This is a genomic window from Chryseobacterium sp. Chry.R1, from assembly GCF_039645525.1.
In the GTDB taxonomy this organism is placed as follows: Bacteria; Bacteroidota; Bacteroidia; order Flavobacteriales; family Weeksellaceae; genus Chryseobacterium; species Chryseobacterium proteolyticum.
This window is the reverse complement of the sequence record NZ_CP151793.1, coordinates 3,939,817-3,957,045: the sequence shown is the minus strand read 5'-3', so window position 1 is coordinate 3,957,045 and position 17,229 is coordinate 3,939,817. Positions and strand designations below refer to the sequence as shown.

Sequence of the window (17,229 nt, the reverse complement as noted above, 5' to 3'; positions counted from 1 at the left end):
ATTTTTAAAAGAAATCGAAACTAAATGACACCAGCAGAATACAAAGAATATGATCGTCTCACAGATGAAATGGAAATGCATTTTATCGCTCTTACCCCTACCTTTATGGGGTACCGTGAAGATATTATATTTGGTGATGATCTACCAGGAATTAAATATTACTGTTTCCATTTCTACAATGATAAATACCTTTCCCATATTTACCAAAAACTAACAACAAGAATTGAACGACTATACAAACAAATAGATAGTGAGCGACTTCCGGATCTATCTCATGGATTTGCTAATCTCCTTATTTACCTAAAGGAACCACTTGTCAGAGAAAATGATCAAAAGTATCGAGAAGAGAATTACAACCATTGATGTGAGGTAGTTATTCGAGATGAGGTATTAATAAATAATGGAAGTTTTAGGAAATATATGATAGGTCAACTATAGTAAACTATTACTAGTTAACTTTTTATTATATTTGATAAAAACTAAGGAATCGTGGAATATAAAGAAAGTCTTAAATTAGATATGAAAAAAGCAAATTCATATCTCAGTGAACAAACTTTAAATTTTGGAAATAGAACGGTTTTAACCTCCGCTTTTATTATTTTAATTTCTTTAAACTTTCTGACAATTAACGGTATTGAAATTGAAGGCATTTCAATTTCAATCAATACTACTGTACTTACTTTAGTATTAATATTTGTTAATTTTTATTACTATCAGCAATTCATCTTATCCTATGATGCTGATAATCATTCAAATTTTGTCCCTGAAGAATATGAAGTATTTAAAAACGAAACTCTTTCTCTTATAGCATTTGCTGAAAACAAACTTGGTGAGTTAACTGAAAGGCGTAAAATTATTACTGAAGAATTCTCAAATCAAACTATTATAATTGAAAAACGAAAAGAATTGCTTGAACAATTAGAAGGGATTGCTAAAGAAATGCAAGAATATGGAATTATACTTGAAAGATCAACTGTAGCTTTTAAGAAGGACGCATTGAAAGCTAATAAATTCATTCAAATTGTAAAAAGGTATAGAATGTTAAATTTTAATATACCTCAGATAATTTATTTTATTGGTTTATTTACAGTTTTTGTAAGGTTTTCAATTTATATTTATTATGTATTTCACACTCAAGTAGAGCCATGGAATTACTTATGGCAAAACGAATTAATACACTATAAAGTAATATTTCAAAACAAAACAACTCCTTAATTATGGCTTTATTTTATACTTTAAGTTGTTCAGGTTTAGCAAAATTCTTATAATGATTCCATTGATTAACCATAAAGTCAGCTAATTCAATCTTTTCATCAGCTGTCAACTTTTCTTTTTCCTCATCATAATCTTGACCCATAATGTGAAAGTCGCCATCTGAACCTTCGGAAATTTGTAGATTTCAATTGATCCCTATAAATCCGTTATGGCAACTTGCTTCACGTTCAGAATCAAATATTGCCTTATTGTCTATTATTTTCATATTTCAAATTTAACTTATTTTTAAAATCCCGAATTACTATTATTCAGCAAGGAAACACAATATATAAAAACAAATTTTCTCTATATTTGTACAAAGCACAACAAACCACTATGGAAAAGCTAAGAAGTCTAAGAAAGCAGCGAGGGTACACTCAGGAATACATGTCAAAAATTTTATCAACAGATGTTTCCAACTATTCACGGAAGGAAAGTGGAGATGTCAAAATATTTGAGGATGAGTGGGAGAAGTTAGCGAAAGCGTTAGAAGTTCCTGTAGAAGAAATTAAAGAAGAAAGATCCGCCCGTGTCGTAAACAATGATAACCTTGTTTTTAACGATCAGTCAGCAAATAATAATTTTAATCAATATTATAATATTCCTGAGTATATCTTAGAAAACCAACAGGAATACATCAATCTTCTTAAAGAGCAGATCGAAGCTTTAAAAGAAGAAAATAAAAGATTAAAATCTGGAAAATAAATCTGTTTCAGAAAAACAGATCATCAATATACATACTGTCTCCAACGAGGCAGTATTTTTTGTATCAAGAATAAATCTATAATACTAGGTTTGTAAATTTAGTCTTGATATTACTTGTTTATACCCTTTTAAAATTTCATTATATTGATCATCGCGAATATTGGGGTCTCTTAGAGAATAGCTTGCAAGAGGCAACAAATCTTCACGGATAAAATCCCAATGGCAGAATATGAGAGCTCCGTGATGAAAATGATAATTAGATAGTTCTTTAGATAAAACAGGAGGAATAGTATCCATTTCTGAAATAATTCTGAATGCGTTATCAGCTTGTGATACACCTAATGTATATGAAGTTTCAAAGTCATCTAATAGACTACTTCCTCCTCTTCCTTTAACTAGATCCAAATTTGCGATGCGTGTATATTGAGATCTAAGACTTGTTGGCGGATGTGTTATCTCTAATAGACCTTTTCCAATATAGTTATTTTCCATTATTCTCCAACACATTTGGCGCACAAAAGACCACAGTTTGAATACGGATCTATAATTTGGTAAAATTTCTTTAAACTTGTCTTCTTTAGAATCAAAAATTGCTAACATTTCCCGAAGTGTTTCAATTGCAGAAAATGCATCTGCATCTATTTCGAGAGTTTGACGATGTAGACTAAGAATGCTTGTTAGTTTGTTTGATTCTGTTTGTACCTCTTCTAAATAATGAATTTTAGAAGACTCTAAGAAGTCAATGTGACCATTAACTATGTGTCCCAATTCATGAAAAATAATATTTAAAATTGATTGAGAAAAGATCAGTTCAGCTAATGTACGACGTTCTTTTGTTATTGGCGAGACTGGTGGATCTTCTTCAATGATGTAAATTTCATCTTTAATAATGATTGAATTCTGTAATTTAATTACATTATTCTCTTGATTCGAAGGCCCAAAATCAGATAAAATATTTGGATTAGCGCTGAATTTTCTAGCATAATATTCAAATATCTTAATCGTACCCTTAGATATTGCAATAAAATAAGAGCCTTCATATTTTGTTGCAACTGCATTTACTCTTGAATTGTCAATGATATCGAAATATATATCTAGATCTGTGTATTTTGCAAGAGTTTCTTGGCAAGTAGCACGGAACTGATTTAAGTAATTATCATCTTGGGTAACTATTCTATTTCCATAACGACTGAATACTTTACTAAATTGTTCTTCTCTTTTTTGGTTACTCATAGTTTTTAGAATATTATTTCAAATGTAATAATAAAACTCTGAGTATGATTAATAAAGTAGATATTAAGTTTATTATAAAATATAGCATTTTCCGGCCCTTTTCGTGTTTCTACGTAAATCACTATTTGGTTATTTATATGCTGCCATTTCTTTCGGTTTCTCCGTTACTTTGGTCTGTTCGCAGAACTGAAAGCTTATAGAAAGATCATAAAAAACTAAAATAGTATCATGAAAATTATAACCATCACATTACCCTTATCTCCGGATTATCACAATGAGTCCGCAGATCTTAAGAAAGCAGGATATACTATATCCTTTGAATTTTTTCATATGGCATTTTATAGAGATGGATTTCTATACAGAAAATTGGTTGACCAGGCTATAAGGCAGTTTATATGTTAGTATTATAAGATTCTGTCAATTCCCCTTATTTTATAATATCATAGTTTAAAAGATTGTTCGTCTTTTTTATTGCTTCTTTGTTATTTTGCTCCATAATTCTGTAAAACTCGGAACGGGATACTTCTTTACCGTCAATATGAAAATTTTGTATATTAAGAGCTCGTGGGTCGCCTTCATCATGCATTTGTACAGAAGGTTTATCATGAAAATTCTTAATAGCGTTTTTCAAGTCCTTTTCAGAAATCTGTAATAGATCTGACTTGAAATAATAAGGAATTTCACTAATGTCAAAACGATGCAAAGATTGTATTCCAATTAGATTAAATGAAATACTTCGTTGATCGTCTTCTGCTTTTATGATCAAGCCTGGTAATCCTTGAAATAAGTAAGGTCCATCCTGTACCGGAATGTCGGTGGTAAACCATACCGTCCATTTTCTTTTATATAAAGTAGTGGTTGCTCGCTGGACAGAATATCCTAGAATATTCTTTTTCTCTGGAAAAACTTGCCAATCTAATTTTTTATGCAAACTCACGTTGTAATCAACAAGGCAGCTTGTATAGAAATTCATATCAAAACTGGGATATTTTTTTACGACTACATCTAAAAAACCTATTTTTTGATAAGGAAAATCTCCCATAGGAGTCTCTTTATTTTTTATTAAAGAATCAAGTACTAAAACTTGAGCTGCATAAAATTTAGATCCTTCCTTTCCGATATCCAGATTCAAAATCTCTTTTTCTTTATTTTCAAGATGCGTTGAATCCTTTGCAAAAACATACTCATATACAAAACGTTTGTTTTGTGATTTAATAAATAAAGAAACAAATAAAAAGAAAAATACTACTTTATACATAACTGAAAGTGGGCGGATTATAATTCAGTTAATATATTGTTTTTTTTAAAATTAAATAGGATGTAAATAGGAATAATTTAAAGTTTAATCAAAATATTGGGATGTATTTTTTCATAATTAATTAATAACGGCTTATGTATGTATTGAGTTGCATGATGAAGGTGTTTAATGAAAGTTAATATATTATTTAAACTTGTTAACGGTTTGTTAAAAGATACTGTCTGTTTTTTATGGAATTTTGCCCCTATAAAAAATGTAGCATGAACCTTTTCAAAACTTCTCTTTTTATTCTTCTTTCTTTCACCGGTATTACCGGGCACGCACAGAAACATTCGCCACAAAAAAAAGTAGTTTTTATTATCGTAGATGGTATCGCTGAAGATATGCTGGACAAGTCTGAAATCCCCAATCTTAAAAAGATTAAAAAAGACGGTGCACTCCTGAAAGCGTATGTAGGAGGAGAAAAAGGAGGGTACAGTGAAACACCCACGATTTCAGCAGTAGGATACAATAGTTTGCTGACAGGAACCTGGGTGAATAAGCATCATGTTTTTGATAACGATATTAAAGATCCTAATTATAGCTATCCAACCATTTTCAGGCTTTTTAAAGATCAGTATCCCGGCAAAAAGACAGCTGTATTTTCAACCTGGGAAGACAACCGCACGAAACTGATCGGTGAAGGTCTGGCGGCTACAGGAAAAATAAAAATGGATTTTTCTTATGATGGGTTGGAAAAGGATACCTTGAAATTTCCACACGACAAACAAAGCGGATATATCCGTAAGATCGATAGCCTGGTGGCAGGAAAAGCAGCAAGCTATATTAAAGAAAATGCCCCTGATTTGTCTTGGGTATACCTGGAATTCTCTGATGATATGGGACATCGCCACGGAGATGGAGATATTTTGTATAAGGCAATCTCCTTCGAAGACAGGCTGATCGGAAAAATATATGATGCCGTAAAAGAGCGAGAGGCAAAGCATGGAGAGGATTGGTTATTCATCGTTACAACGGATCATGGAAGATCTGCCAGTAACGGAAAAGGGCATGGCGGGCAAAGTGATAGAGAACGGGATACCTGGATTGCAATCAATAAACCCAATATTAACGCATATGCCAAAAATAATCGTGTTGCCATTACAGATATTCTTCCTACGATGACTGATTTTCTCAGTATCAAAGTACCTGAGAATGTTCAACAGGAAATGGACGGAATCGATTTGCTTAAAAACAGAGCGGTAAGCCAGCTGAATGCCTCTTTGTTAACCGACAGAACATTGGAAGTAACGTGGAAAGTAGTAACACCCACGAAGGAATCTGCGGAGGTGTATGCAACCACTACCAATAATTTCAAAACCGGTGGTAAAGACTATTACCAGTTGTTGGGACAGGCAGATCTGAGCAGTGGTAAGTTTATATCAAAACAAAAACTCGATCATTCCAATATCTACAAGATTGTTCTGAAAACCAAAGAAGGCTTTCTGAATACGTGGATCACTCAACAAAATAAATAAGGAATCTACTTATGAAATTACATCTTTTAATCGGCCTGGGCTTAGTCACAGGCCTGGAAGTCTATGGCCAGAACGTACAGAAAATAGATGGCGCCGATACCATAAAGACCCATGAGAAAAAGATCGATGAGGTTGTTATTACAGCACTTGGGATCAAAAAAGACAAAAAAACGTTGGGATATGCAGTACAGGAGGTGAAAGGCGATGTGTTTGAAAAAGCAAAGGAACCGAATTTCATCAATTCCCTTTCCGGAAGGGTAGCCGGATTGAATGTTAAGAACAGTACGGATCTTTTTCAAGATCCGGGAATCAGCCTGAGGGGTGCCAAGCCGCTTATTGTTATTGACGGTGTTCCAGACAGGACCGCTGATTTGTGGAGGATCAATGCGGATGATATCGATAATATCAGTGTATTGAAAGGACCTACAGCTTCTGCTTTGTACGGATCAGTGGGAAAGGACGGAGCAATCATGATTACCACTAAAAAAGGTAAGAAAGGAAGAATGAGTATTTCATTTAATAATTCCACCATGTTTCAGACTTCTTTTATCCGTATTCCTAAAGTGCAGACAACATACGGGGGAGGAAATAATGGGAAATATGCCTATATAGACGGAAGTGGTTCCGGAAGTGAAGGTGGCGGATGGATCTGGGGTCCTAAGCTAGACCAGAAAGATCCTACAACACCCAGCGGATATTATGAAACTCCGCAATACAATAGTCCGATTGATCCTTCAACCGGAAAACCGATACCCTTACCATGGATTTCCCGTGGAAAGAATAATATTAAAAATTTCTTTGATACCGGCGTTATCCAGTCCAATAACCTGAGTGTGGACTGGGGAAGTGAAAAAGCAACTTTCAGACTTTCCCTTTCTAATATTTATCAGAAGGGAATCGTTCCGAATACCGATCTGAAAACTACGTCAATCAGTCTGGCAGGATACGTAAATCCTATTGAAAAGCTTACGATTAATTCTACTTTAACCTATAATAAAGAATATACCTCCAACTTCCCGGAAGTAGGATACGGACCTACGAACTATCTTTATAATCTGGTATTATGGACCGGTGCCGATGTAGATGTAAGAGACCTGAGAAATTACTGGGTAGCCGGAAAAGAAGGATACCAGCAAAGGCATTACAATGTTTCTTACTACAACAATCCTTATTTTCAGGCGTATGAATACCTGAGACCTTACTATAAGGATAATGTAATGGGAAATGTAAACCTGGAATACCAGATCATTCCCAAATTATCAGCTAAAGCCCGAGTGGGGACAAATGTGTATGCCCTGAACCGCGAATATAGAGAGCCTAAAAGCTATATAGGGTATGGGAATAAGTCATTAGGAAACTATACGCAGATTAATGGAAATTATTTTGATATTACTTCAGAACTGGGACTTAAATACCAGAACCGCTTTTCAGAAAACTTCTCATTAACCGGTGAAGGATATGTGTCTAATTTCTACAGGGAACAGAAAAATAGTGAGATCCGTACTGATGGATTGGTAAGCCCGGGATGGTATAATCTTTTTAACAGTATAGGACCGCTATTTGCTCCAAAAGCAGGAAACCGGAAAGAATTTGAACAGATCAACAGCGTATACGGGTACGTAGATATGGAAATTTATAAAGCATTTTTCCTGAATATGACTGCCCGATATGACAAAGTATCCACACTTCCGAAAGGAAATAACGGGTATTTCTATCCGTCTGTTTCCGGATCAGTATTACTTAACCAACTGGTAACGCTTCCGGATTGGATCAGTTTTGCCAAACTTCGCGGATCATTGGCGCAGGTTTCCAACGGTAAGCTGGCTAACGATACGTATGGTTATATCTCTGCATTTGAAAAAAGTGATATCAGCTGGAACGGACAATCAACATTTGTTTTCGGGGATGTATTGATCGACAGTAATATAAAGCCTGAAACATCGAACTCCTGGGAGATAGGAACGAACATTTCATTTCTAAAAAACAGAATTAATTTAGACGTTGCTTATTACCAAACCCGGGATTATAATAATCTGGCGAGTATTCCTCTGTCTGAGGGAGTAGGATATAAAACGTACCTAACCAACGGAAATGTATTTCAAAGAAAAGGGGTAGAGTTTACCCTGAATGCGGATGTCATTAAGAAATCGGATTTCAGATGGAGTACACAGCTTAATTTGAGCCACTACCGGAAGTATTTAAAAGAAGCTTATGGCGGTAAAGATTATACAACAATCTATAACGCTGCCAACGGAAGGAACAATTTCATCCGGGTAGGAGAGAGAGCTGATAAACTGACTGCCATGCCTTATGAAACTTCACCGGACGGGCAATTGGTCCTTCAAAACGGATATCCTGTGAATTCCACAGCACCCTTTGAAAGCAATATGGGATATTCTGATCCGGACTGGACTTATGGTTTATCCAATAATTTCAGCTACAAGAACTTCTCACTTTCCTTATTATTTGATGGCCGACTTGGAGGAACCATGTATTCCACTACCAATCAGAAAATGTGGTGGGGAGGGATTGCCCCGGGAACAGTTAATCAGTATAGGGATGATGCCAATGCCGGAAACAATACTTACATAGCACCGGGTGTAAGAGTGGTAAGCGGTTCTATAACGTATGACCAGAATGGTAATATAAAATCCGATACCCGCGTTTTTGTTCCCAATGATGTTGCTGTAAACTACAATGCTTATATGCAGAGTACCAGCAATGCTTTTGAAAGCAATTACCATTATTATAAGCAAACCTTTATCAAATTGAGAGAGATCACGGTTACTTATAATTTTGAAAAATCTTTTGCCGAAAAATTAGGAGTATCATCAGCGAGTGTTTCGTTAATCGGTAGAAACCTTTGGCTGGCTTCAAAGATTAAAAATGTAGATCCCGATTCTGGTGTCGACCAGCTTCAGACTCCTGCAACAAGAAGTTTTGGAGTTAATCTTAATGTAAAATTCTAATGATAAAAATACGATAGAAATGAAAGTAGCTAAAATATATATAGTGTTGCTGACTGCTTTAATAGGACTTACGGGCTGCAGCAGGGTAGATGATTTCCATGATGATCCCAACCGCCCTAAAAGTGTAGATGCGGAAAACATCCTTCCGGGAATCGAAGTGAATGCATTCAGTACGATTAAGGCGGAAGCAGCTCTTGCATCTAGACAACTTACCTATATCAACGGAGTTAATGCGCAGCAGTATTACAACTGGCAAAGAGGATCATTTGGTGTTTATGACAACATCAAGCAGGTGGAAAAGATGGTGGAGGAAGCCAATAAAAAAGGAGGAAAGGAATATATTGCACTAGCCCGCTTCTTTAAATCCTATTATTTTATCTCCTTAACCGAGACATTTGGTGATATTCCTTATAGCGAGGCGATAAACACGGCTAATTTTTATCCGAAATATGATGACCAGAAAAGCATTTATAAAAACGTCCTTAATGAGCTGGCATTAGCCAATACCGAGCTTTCCAATCTGAATACTCCGATCCGTGGGGACATTATCTATAATGGAGATTTGCTTAAGTGGAGAAAACTGATCAATTCCTACAGATTAAGGATCTTAATGGATCTTTCTAAAAAAGCGGATGATCCGGATCTGAATGTAAAACAGACTTTTGCCAATATTATCAATAATCCGGCCCAAAATCCTGTGATGGAATCCAGCAATGACAGTGGTGCATTACCGTTTTATAATCTTGTAAATAACCGGTATCCGTTTTTTAATAGTAATGATCTGCAGACGGCCTATTATATGGAGCAAAGTTTTGTAGATAAACTCAGGACTTCCAAAGATCCAAGGTTATTTAAAATGGCTGAAAAGAAAACAAGTACAGTTGGGACAAGTCCTTCAGATCCGTTTAGCTTTTATGACGGATTATATGGAAGTGGGGATCTGGGGCAGAATTCTACCAAAGCATCCAATGGTCTGGCATCAAGAATTAATCCGAGATATTTTAATGATCCGATCAATGAGCCTTCTTTATTAATGGGATATGCTGAACTCCAATTTGTTTTGGCCGAAGCGGCCGTAAGAGGCTGGATCAATGCAAACGCAAATACATACTACCTGAATGCCATTAATGCATCCATGACTTTCTATAAAATAAGTCCTACAGATGTAGCAGCTTATCTGGCTCAGCCAATCATTAATCTGCAGCCTGGAAAAGAGATCGAACAGATCATGGATCAGAAGCATACGGCCTTGTTTTTTAATACGGGATGGCAAATATTCTATGATCAGAGAAGAACAGGTTTTCCTCACTTCAATACTGATGGTCCCGGAATTCTGAACAACGGCAAGATTCCTAAAAGATGGATGTATCCTTCTTCGGAAATCAATAATAACAATACCAATCTTAACAATGCCATTACCAAGCAGTATCCGGCTGGTGATAATATTAATGAGACCATGTGGCTGATTAAGTAAGCCGTACTGAATTTATACATCGGATCAATAAAAAACTCCTGCTTCGAAGAAGCAGGAGTTTGCTGTTAGTTAGAAAATGAAGGATATGATGATTCAATATAAATTTTTAGCTGAACTTTTTAATTGCTTCCGGAGAAACAGGTGTGAAAAAATTGATCAGATTTCCGTCCGGATCACAGAATAAAAGTGACCGGTTACCCCACGGCATGGTAGTGGGCTCCTGGACAATTTCACTTGTAATTCCTTTAATTCTCTCATATTCATCGTCTACATTGTCGACAATGAATTCTATGATGCTGCTTTTGCTTCCGGTAGATGCTGTGAGGCTTTCACTGAAGAGCGTCATGGTGCGTGTGCTTCCTATAGCTAAAGTGATAGAACTTGTAGATAGCTCTGCAAAATCTTCTGTATACCATTGAGCTGTCAGACCCATTGCATTTTCATAAAACTGTACGGATTGCTTAATGTCCTTTGTGATAATTCTTAATGATGTTAATTTCATGTTTGTTGAATTTAATAATATCCTGGAACAAAAGTAAGCTCAGGTTGTGACAAGAGTATGTCAGTAGAAAAATTAATCTCTGAATTTTTTACGGAAATTAAGGGCTGTCATTCCCGTTTCTTTAGAGAAAAAGCGTGAAAAATAGGAATGATCTTCGAAGCCCAGGTCATTTGCAATCTGTTTTACATTGAGGTCACTGAAGTATAAAAGCCGTTTAGCTTCAAGAATTATATTGTACCTGATCCAGAATGAAACAGGGGAACCCGTATATTTTTTCAGGCATTCATTCAGGTATGACTCTGAAATATGGAGCATTTTTGCGTAATCAGAAGGACTTTTACATTTCCTGATATGTTTGTTAAGAAGATTTTTGAATTGAAAGGACAGTTCAGCGGTTCTTGAATTGGCATCAGAATTCTCCCGGATACGAACAACATCTGCTGCCATTTCAAAAAAGGAACGCAGTAATGAGTAAGCTATGTTTAAATTGAGTTTATCCCCGGAAGAATGATCTGTTTTTCTATGTAAAATACTCAATAGCTGATCCATATCTTCCGCATCTTCCGGACGAAGATCAATAGGTTCCTGAAAGCCCAGCCAGCTTTCAAAAGTATTCCGGCATGATGGGTCCACCAATGAAGGATCTACAGCGATATACCATCCTTCGGCTTTTCTCGACTGAATCCGGTAATGAACCTGTTCCGGTAAAATGTAGTACAGCTGTTTTTCACGGATAATTTTATTTTCAAAGTCTACAATTGTGGATCCGGAGCCTTTCAACATCATAAAAAATATATAATGATCGTCACGGTGCGCCCCAAGATCTCTGGAATGCTTCCGACTGATCTGCTCAGGGCTAAATCGTGAAATTAAAAAACTATGATCAGTTTTTTCCTGTAATTGATGGATGGGAATATTTTGCATAGAGAATGTAATCAATTATTAAAGTCCCAGGATGTGGTCTGCATTTCCATGGGCGATCTTTGCGATCTGTTCGGCTGGAAGATTTATGCCGTGTAAGAAATCAATACCCATCTGATTATCACTGAAAGGATAATCTACCGATAGAATAATATGATCTATGCCTATCGTATCCAATGCTATCTGCAAAGGAGGTTGGGTGAAGAAACCACTCGTTGTTATATAAAGCTGCTCTCTGAATGTATCAGCCATTGTTCTTTGATTACGGCCTCCATTACCCGGCTGAAAAGCCTTATTGGACCTGTCCCACATGATCGGCAACATTTCGCCCATATGGCCTATGATTATTTTCAGTTTGGGATAATCATCAAAAACTCCGGCTATCAGAAGTCGCAGTACATGAATAGCTGTTTCTGAGTGCCAGCCCCATCCCCAACAGGCAAGAGCATCAAAAGAACCGGAGGTTGTGCCTATATTGCTGTAGTAAGCATCCATGACAGGTTTTGGTGGGATTCCGGGATGTATATATAGGGGGACTCCTAACTTTTCAGCTCTTTCAAAAACAGGTGCAAATTTAGGAGCGTCTAGGAATTCTCCACAGGTAAGTCCGCGGATCATAGCACCACGGAAACCATAAGTCTTTACGGTGCGTTCAAGCTCATCAGCCGCAGCAGAGGGAGCCACCATCGGAAGATGGGCAAATGCCGCAAACCTGTCAGGATGATCTTTTATTCTCTCCGCCAGCAAATCATTATATTGCGAAGCAAATGCAGGAGCAGATGACTGATCCAGTAAATTGACATCGGTATTTTCTACAGAAAGGACCTGCATGGATATACCCGATTGATCCATCGATTCCAGTCGTTGTCCGGAAATATCCGACAACATAGGCATCAGTCTCATTGCCGGACCCGATGGCTGCTTTTTATCCGTTATACCTTCAGGAAGAAAGTGGGACATTTCAGGAAAGGACACGTGTTCCTCTATTGTTACTATTCTCATTGTAAAAGGATTATATTGCCACAAAAATAGAATACTTAAGGTACGGAATCAATGAAGAACTTACAGGGATGATAGCACAATTCGCGGTAATTTTTTTCCTGGGATAAATGAAATGGATAGTGCTCATGTATTAACTCATTACCTGATCTTTTATAAACCATGAATGGATTGGAATATTCTGTACATTTGTTGATCATCTCATTAAAGATCGCTTATGAAGGAAAACCCTTTACTGAAAAATATTTCCAGATATGTTACTTTAACAGAGGAAGAGACTGAAATTTTTGAGAGTTTCTGGACAGAGAAAATTTTGGAAAAGGGAGATTATCTTTTGAGAAACGGGGATGTCTGCCGGTATGATAATTATGTGGTTTCAGGTCTCCTGAAAGCATTTTATATCAATTCCGAGAATGGTAATGAAGAAATTCTTTATTTCTCTATTGACGATTGGTGGGCCAGTGATATCGATAGCTTTTCTAAACAAAAAACTTCTATTTACAATATCCAGGCTCTTGAAAAAACCAAGGTCTTACAGATCAATTACCATTCATTTCAAAATCTGTTGCGGGCTATTCCACAACTTGAGCGTTATTTCCGGCTTATCCTTGAAAGTTACCTGGGAGTCCTGCAAAAGAGACTGATCTACCATAATGTATATGATGCAGAATACAGGTATTTTGATTTTCTTGAAAGATATCCTGATATCGCTTCCAGGGTTCCGCAGTATCTGATTGCTTCCTATCTGGGAGTGTCGGCAGAATTTATTAGCAGACTGCGAAAAAAAAATAAATCCTCTTGAACTAGGTCAATTTTTCTCTCTTTTATAATCTGGAATTTTGCTTCATTATAATAACGAAGCATATGAAAAAAGTATTGATCATCAACGCAAGCGTAAGAAATGAAAGATCACACAGCCGAAAACTGTCAAAGCTTTTTGCAGACAACTGGACATCAAAATATCCTCAGGATATATTTACCTACAGGGAAGTAGGAACAGAGGTGATTCCCGGAATTGATGAATCCTGGATTGCCGGGGCGTTTACCAAGCCTGCAGACAGGACAGAAGCAGATCATAAAGCCTTGGAGCTAAGTGATGAACTGGTGGATGAACTGAAAGAACATGATATTTATGTCATTGCCACACCAATGTATAATTGGTCGCTTCCCAGTGGTTTGAAAGCCTATATCGACCAGGTGATGAGATTCAATAAAACCTGGAAATTCCGATCAGGAGTTCCTGATGGGGATTATGTAGGTTTACTTGAAAATAAAAAGATATTTATACTGTCCAGCAGGGGAGATACAGGCTATGGAGCAGGAGAGAAAAATGCTCATATGAATTTTCAGACCACGTATCTGGAGTTTATATTCGGGATTATGGGAGTAAAAGATATAACCCTTTTTTCTCTGGACAATGAAGAGTTCGGCGGAGAGATATTTGAAAAGTCCAAAAGGCAAATCTTTGAGCAGATAAGCCTGGTTGAATAAAGCAGAGTATTTTAGGTTTTCCAATTACAATTGAAAAGCAGTTATACTAAAAACCATAATTCAAAACTGCTGCCCTCATTCAGTGCCTGGTAATTGAGATACCCTCCATGCGCTTCCATTATACTTTTGGTAAGTGTGAGCCCGATTCCGGAACCACTGGCTCTGGTTGTAAAGAAAGGAAGGAAGATCTTGTCTTTAATTTCAGGAGTAATGCCCGATCCGTTGTCGGTAATAGCGATAATGATGCGGTTATTTTGAGATCGGACAGTGGTTGTGATGGTTTTATTTGGTTTTTCAGAAACGGCAAATATCGCATTGAGATACAAATTGATAAGACTGCGTTCTATCATTTTCTCATCCGCCAGAACCCTGAAATCTTCAATTTCGCGGACGATTGAAATATTTTGCTTTTCAAATTCCGGTTTTAGGAAATTTAATGCAGATTCTACTATTTTTTTCAGGGAAACAGAAGCCAGAACAGGTTTGGGTAATTCTGCAACCTGGCGGTAATCATCAACAAAGCTTAGCAACTGTTTTGATTTGGAATTAATGATCATCAGGCTTTCTTTCATTTCCTGCTGGTCTTCTTTATCTACGGTTTCCTGATTACTGATGTATTCCAGGCTTTGGATCAGGCTGTTTACGGGGGTCAGTGTATTGAGGAGTTCGTGTGAAATCACCTTCATCAGGTTATTCCATGCGAGCTTCTCTTTTTGTTCTATGATCTTCTGAACGGATTCCAGGGTGATGATGTAAAAACGGTGTTGCGGATTTTTTACCTGTTTTGTTCTTAATGAAAAAGACTGCTTGGAATTTCCACGAATAGAAATATCAAAAAATTCCTGAGAATTGCTGTATCCTGTATCCTCAATAATTTTAAAAAATTCAGGAGCTTTAGATGCATACAGGCTCCAGCTGTTGTATCTTGGAACCTGGAGGCTTGTAAGAAAAGCTTCATTCACATAAAATACTTCCCAGTTTTTATTTTCATCGGAAAGGATCATGAGTCCTGTTTCCATCTGATCCAGAATACTTTCGTACAGAAGCTTATAGGACGATAGGGAAAATTGTTCTTCCTTGCTTTGGTAGTACAAACGGATGCTGCTATCCAAAAGCGCTGTTCCTTCCTCTTTGGGAAATAATGAAAAATCTTTTTTTCTGATAGAAGATATAATCTTCTCTGTTTTTGATGCTAAAGCAATCTGCGATTGGTTGATCAAAATAACAAAGAGCACCATTATTCCGGCAAAAAGACTCGCATTAAACCATTTTTCCTGTAAAAAAAAATGATAGGTAGCAATTCCGCTCATGATTGCCAGAAAGTGGTAAAGCAACCACCAATATTTATATTTATTCATAATTTTAATACATTGTCTAAAATCTAAAATCTACTTTCTAACCTCTAACCTCTAATTTCTACCATCTACCACTCATATCCCAAATTTCTCCATTCTCCTGTAAAGTGCAGCCCGGGAAAGACCTAAATCTTCGGCTGCCAGAGAAATATTCCCGGTATGTTTTTTCAATGCCTTTTTGATCAGTACTTCTTCCATTTCCTCGATATTAAGATTGATAATGGTTTGCTCTTGCTCCTCAGGCTGAGGCATCAGCAATTGGAGATGATGATCGGTGGACAGGATAACACTTCTTTCAAGACAATGATCCAGCTCGCGGATATTTCCCGGCCAGGAATAATTGGTAAGGGTAAGCATTAAACCTTGCGTAAGTTCCAGATTCGGTTTATGGTATTTCTGTTTATAGCGGTCCAGAAAATACTGAGCCAGAAGACCTATATCTTCCTGTCTTTCTCTTAAAGCAGGGATATGAATTTCCACGGTATTGATACGGTAGTAAAGATCCTGGCGAAAGCGATTTTCAGCTACCGCTTTTTTAAGGTTTTCATTAGTGGCAAAAATAAAACGGACATCCAGTAAGCGTTCCTTGGTTTCACCTAATCTCGATAATTTCCGGTTCTGAATAAGGCTTAATAATTTTGTCTGCAACTGTAGCGGTAGATTTCCGATCTCATCAAGAAAAACTGTTCCATTTTGTGCATTTTCTATTTTTCCGGCGTAATCCTGGTGGGCATCAGTAAATGCTCCTTTTTTATAACCGAATAATTCTGATTCAAAAAGGCTTTCGGAAATACTTCCAAGATCAATATGCACAAAAGGCTGATTTTTTCTCTCCGATTGTTCGTGAATAGACTCGGCAAGGACATATTTTCCCGTTCCGTTTTCTCCCAGAAGCAGAACATTGGCATCCGTAGGGGCCACTTTTTCGATTTGTTCTAAGACCTCCTGCATTTTCGGAGAATGACTATCAAGCTGATACTGATGGTTTTTCTGATTTATATTTTCCCACTGACTCAGCTTTTTATTTTTTCTGGAAATATCTACAGCGAGATTCACAGAGGCATAGAGCTTTTCATTATTCCACGGCTTCAGGATGAAATCCGACGCACCGTTTTTTAAAGCTTCAACCGCAAGTTCCACTTCGCCATAAGCGGTCATAAGAATAATGGGAAGCTGAGGTTCAAGTGTTTTGATCTCCTTCATCCAGTACAAACCATCCTGGCCGCTTTCAAAACCTTTTCTGAAGTTCATATCCAGTACTACTGCATCAACCTGGTTTTCAGTCATGAATTTCATGATCTGTACGGGCTTACTGAGACAGCTGACCTCTGTGAAAAATTTTTTAAGCCAGACTCTTGCAGAAAACAAAATGTCTTCGTCGTCATCTACAATGAGAATGTGCGCTTCTTTTTTTCGCATATCGGTATTTGTTGATTGTATTAAAACTCATTCTTTTTCTATTAAAAATGTTCATTATCGGACAAAAAGTGTCCGATAATGAACACCTGATCAACTCCTCTTATTAATATTATTTCAGATTATCAGACACTT

At 36.8% G+C, this 17,229-nt stretch carries 17 protein-coding genes; 9 read left to right on the top strand and 8 right to left on the bottom strand.

Annotated features, from left to right (window positions below):
- Nucleotides 1–24: 24 nt before the first annotated feature.
- Both AAEU33_RS17670 and AAEU33_RS17665 read left to right on the top strand, forming a co-directional pair.
- Nucleotides 25–363 (top strand): hypothetical protein, encoded by a 339-nt coding sequence (locus AAEU33_RS17670; RefSeq protein WP_345989306.1) that lies wholly within the window; start codon nt 25–27, stop codon nt 361–363.
- 126 nt (nt 364–489) lie between these two features.
- Nucleotides 490–1,215 (top strand): hypothetical protein, encoded by a 726-nt coding sequence (locus AAEU33_RS17665; RefSeq protein ID WP_345989304.1) that lies wholly within the window; start codon nt 490–492, stop codon nt 1,213–1,215.
- Nucleotides 1,216–1,228: 13 nt separating this feature from the next.
- Here the strand turns inward: AAEU33_RS17665 and AAEU33_RS17660 are convergent, their stop codons facing one another.
- Complete coding sequence (locus tag AAEU33_RS17660; protein WP_345989302.1) at nt 1,229–1,357, bottom strand: hypothetical protein; 129 nt, start codon at nt 1,355–1,357, stop codon at nt 1,229–1,231.
- A gap of 233 nt (nt 1,358–1,590) precedes the next feature.
- Here AAEU33_RS17660 and AAEU33_RS17655 point away from each other — a divergent pair, with 233 nt between their 5' ends.
- Nucleotides 1,591–1,959, top strand: a complete 369-nt coding sequence (locus AAEU33_RS17655) for a helix-turn-helix transcriptional regulator (RefSeq protein WP_345989300.1) — start codon at nt 1,591–1,593, stop codon at nt 1,957–1,959.
- 84 nt (nt 1,960–2,043) lie between these two features.
- On the opposite strand, the gene AAEU33_RS17650 is transcribed toward AAEU33_RS17655, so the two are convergent.
- A complete protein-coding gene (locus tag AAEU33_RS17650; RefSeq protein WP_345989298.1) occupies nt 2,044–3,192 on the bottom strand; it encodes a hypothetical protein in 1,149 nt (382 codons plus the stop codon).
- A 228-nt stretch (nt 3,193–3,420) separates the two neighbouring features.
- Here AAEU33_RS17650 and AAEU33_RS17645 point away from each other — a divergent pair, with 228 nt between their 5' ends.
- On the top strand, nt 3,421–3,594 hold the full coding sequence (locus AAEU33_RS17645) for a hypothetical protein (RefSeq protein ID WP_345989296.1): 174 nt from the start codon (nt 3,421–3,423) through the stop codon (nt 3,592–3,594).
- Nucleotides 3,595–3,619: 25 nt separating this feature from the next.
- On the opposite strand, the gene AAEU33_RS17640 is transcribed toward AAEU33_RS17645, so the two are convergent.
- Complete coding sequence (locus AAEU33_RS17640) at nt 3,620–4,450, bottom strand: GLPGLI family protein (protein WP_345989294.1); 831 nt, start codon at nt 4,448–4,450, stop codon at nt 3,620–3,622.
- Nucleotides 4,451–4,710: 260 nt separating this feature from the next.
- On the opposite strand from AAEU33_RS17640, the gene AAEU33_RS17635 reads away from it, so the two are divergent.
- Genes AAEU33_RS17635 through AAEU33_RS17625 form a run of 3 tightly spaced genes read left to right on the top strand, consistent with a single transcriptional unit; the run spans nt 4,711 to nt 10,410 of the window.
- The gene (locus AAEU33_RS17635; RefSeq protein ID WP_345989292.1) at nt 4,711–5,967 is read left to right on the top strand and encodes an alkaline phosphatase family protein; all 1,257 of its coding nucleotides are present in this window, start codon (nt 4,711–4,713) and stop codon (nt 5,965–5,967) included.
- An 11-nt stretch (nt 5,968–5,978) separates the two neighbouring features.
- Complete coding sequence (locus AAEU33_RS17630; RefSeq protein ID WP_345989290.1) at nt 5,979–8,936, top strand: SusC/RagA family TonB-linked outer membrane protein; 2,958 nt, start codon at nt 5,979–5,981, stop codon at nt 8,934–8,936.
- Nucleotides 8,937–8,955: 19 nt separating this feature from the next.
- The gene (locus AAEU33_RS17625) at nt 8,956–10,410 is read left to right on the top strand and encodes a SusD/RagB family nutrient-binding outer membrane lipoprotein (protein ID WP_345989288.1); all 1,455 of its coding nucleotides are present in this window, start codon (nt 8,956–8,958) and stop codon (nt 10,408–10,410) included.
- 106 nt (nt 10,411–10,516) lie between these two features.
- Here the strand turns inward: AAEU33_RS17625 and AAEU33_RS17620 are convergent, their stop codons facing one another.
- The 3 genes from AAEU33_RS17620 to AAEU33_RS17610 form a co-directional block, all read right to left on the bottom strand.
- Nucleotides 10,517–10,912: a VOC family protein gene (locus tag AAEU33_RS17620; protein ID WP_345989286.1), complete on the bottom strand. Its 396-nt coding sequence runs from the start codon at nt 10,910–10,912 to the stop codon at nt 10,517–10,519.
- Between the two features lie 72 nt (nt 10,913–10,984).
- Nucleotides 10,985–11,836 carry a helix-turn-helix domain-containing protein gene (locus AAEU33_RS17615; protein WP_345989284.1) on the bottom strand — a complete coding sequence of 284 codons (852 nt, stop codon included), beginning with the start codon at nt 11,834–11,836 and terminating at the stop codon, nt 10,985–10,987.
- Nucleotides 11,837–11,854: 18 nt separating this feature from the next.
- The gene (locus AAEU33_RS17610) at nt 11,855–12,835 is read right to left on the bottom strand and encodes an amidohydrolase family protein (protein WP_345989282.1); all 981 of its coding nucleotides are present in this window, start codon (nt 12,833–12,835) and stop codon (nt 11,855–11,857) included.
- Nucleotides 12,836–13,049: 214 nt separating this feature from the next.
- On the opposite strand from AAEU33_RS17610, the gene AAEU33_RS17605 reads away from it, so the two are divergent.
- A complete protein-coding gene (locus tag AAEU33_RS17605) occupies nt 13,050–13,634 on the top strand; it encodes a Crp/Fnr family transcriptional regulator (protein ID WP_273647643.1) in 585 nt (194 codons plus the stop codon).
- Nucleotides 13,635–13,696: 62 nt separating this feature from the next.
- On the top strand, nt 13,697–14,323 hold the full coding sequence (locus tag AAEU33_RS17600; protein ID WP_345989279.1) for an NAD(P)H-dependent oxidoreductase: 627 nt from the start codon (nt 13,697–13,699) through the stop codon (nt 14,321–14,323).
- Between the two features lie 41 nt (nt 14,324–14,364).
- Here the strand turns inward: AAEU33_RS17600 and AAEU33_RS17595 are convergent, their stop codons facing one another.
- Both AAEU33_RS17595 and AAEU33_RS17590 read right to left on the bottom strand, forming a co-directional pair.
- A complete protein-coding gene (locus tag AAEU33_RS17595) occupies nt 14,365–15,681 on the bottom strand; it encodes an ATP-binding protein (RefSeq protein WP_345989277.1) in 1,317 nt (438 codons plus the stop codon).
- Nucleotides 15,682–15,753: 72 nt separating this feature from the next.
- Nucleotides 15,754–17,097, bottom strand: a complete 1,344-nt coding sequence (locus AAEU33_RS17590) for a sigma-54 dependent transcriptional regulator (protein ID WP_345989275.1) — start codon at nt 17,095–17,097, stop codon at nt 15,754–15,756.
- Between the last annotated feature and the right edge of the window lie 132 nt (nt 17,098–17,229).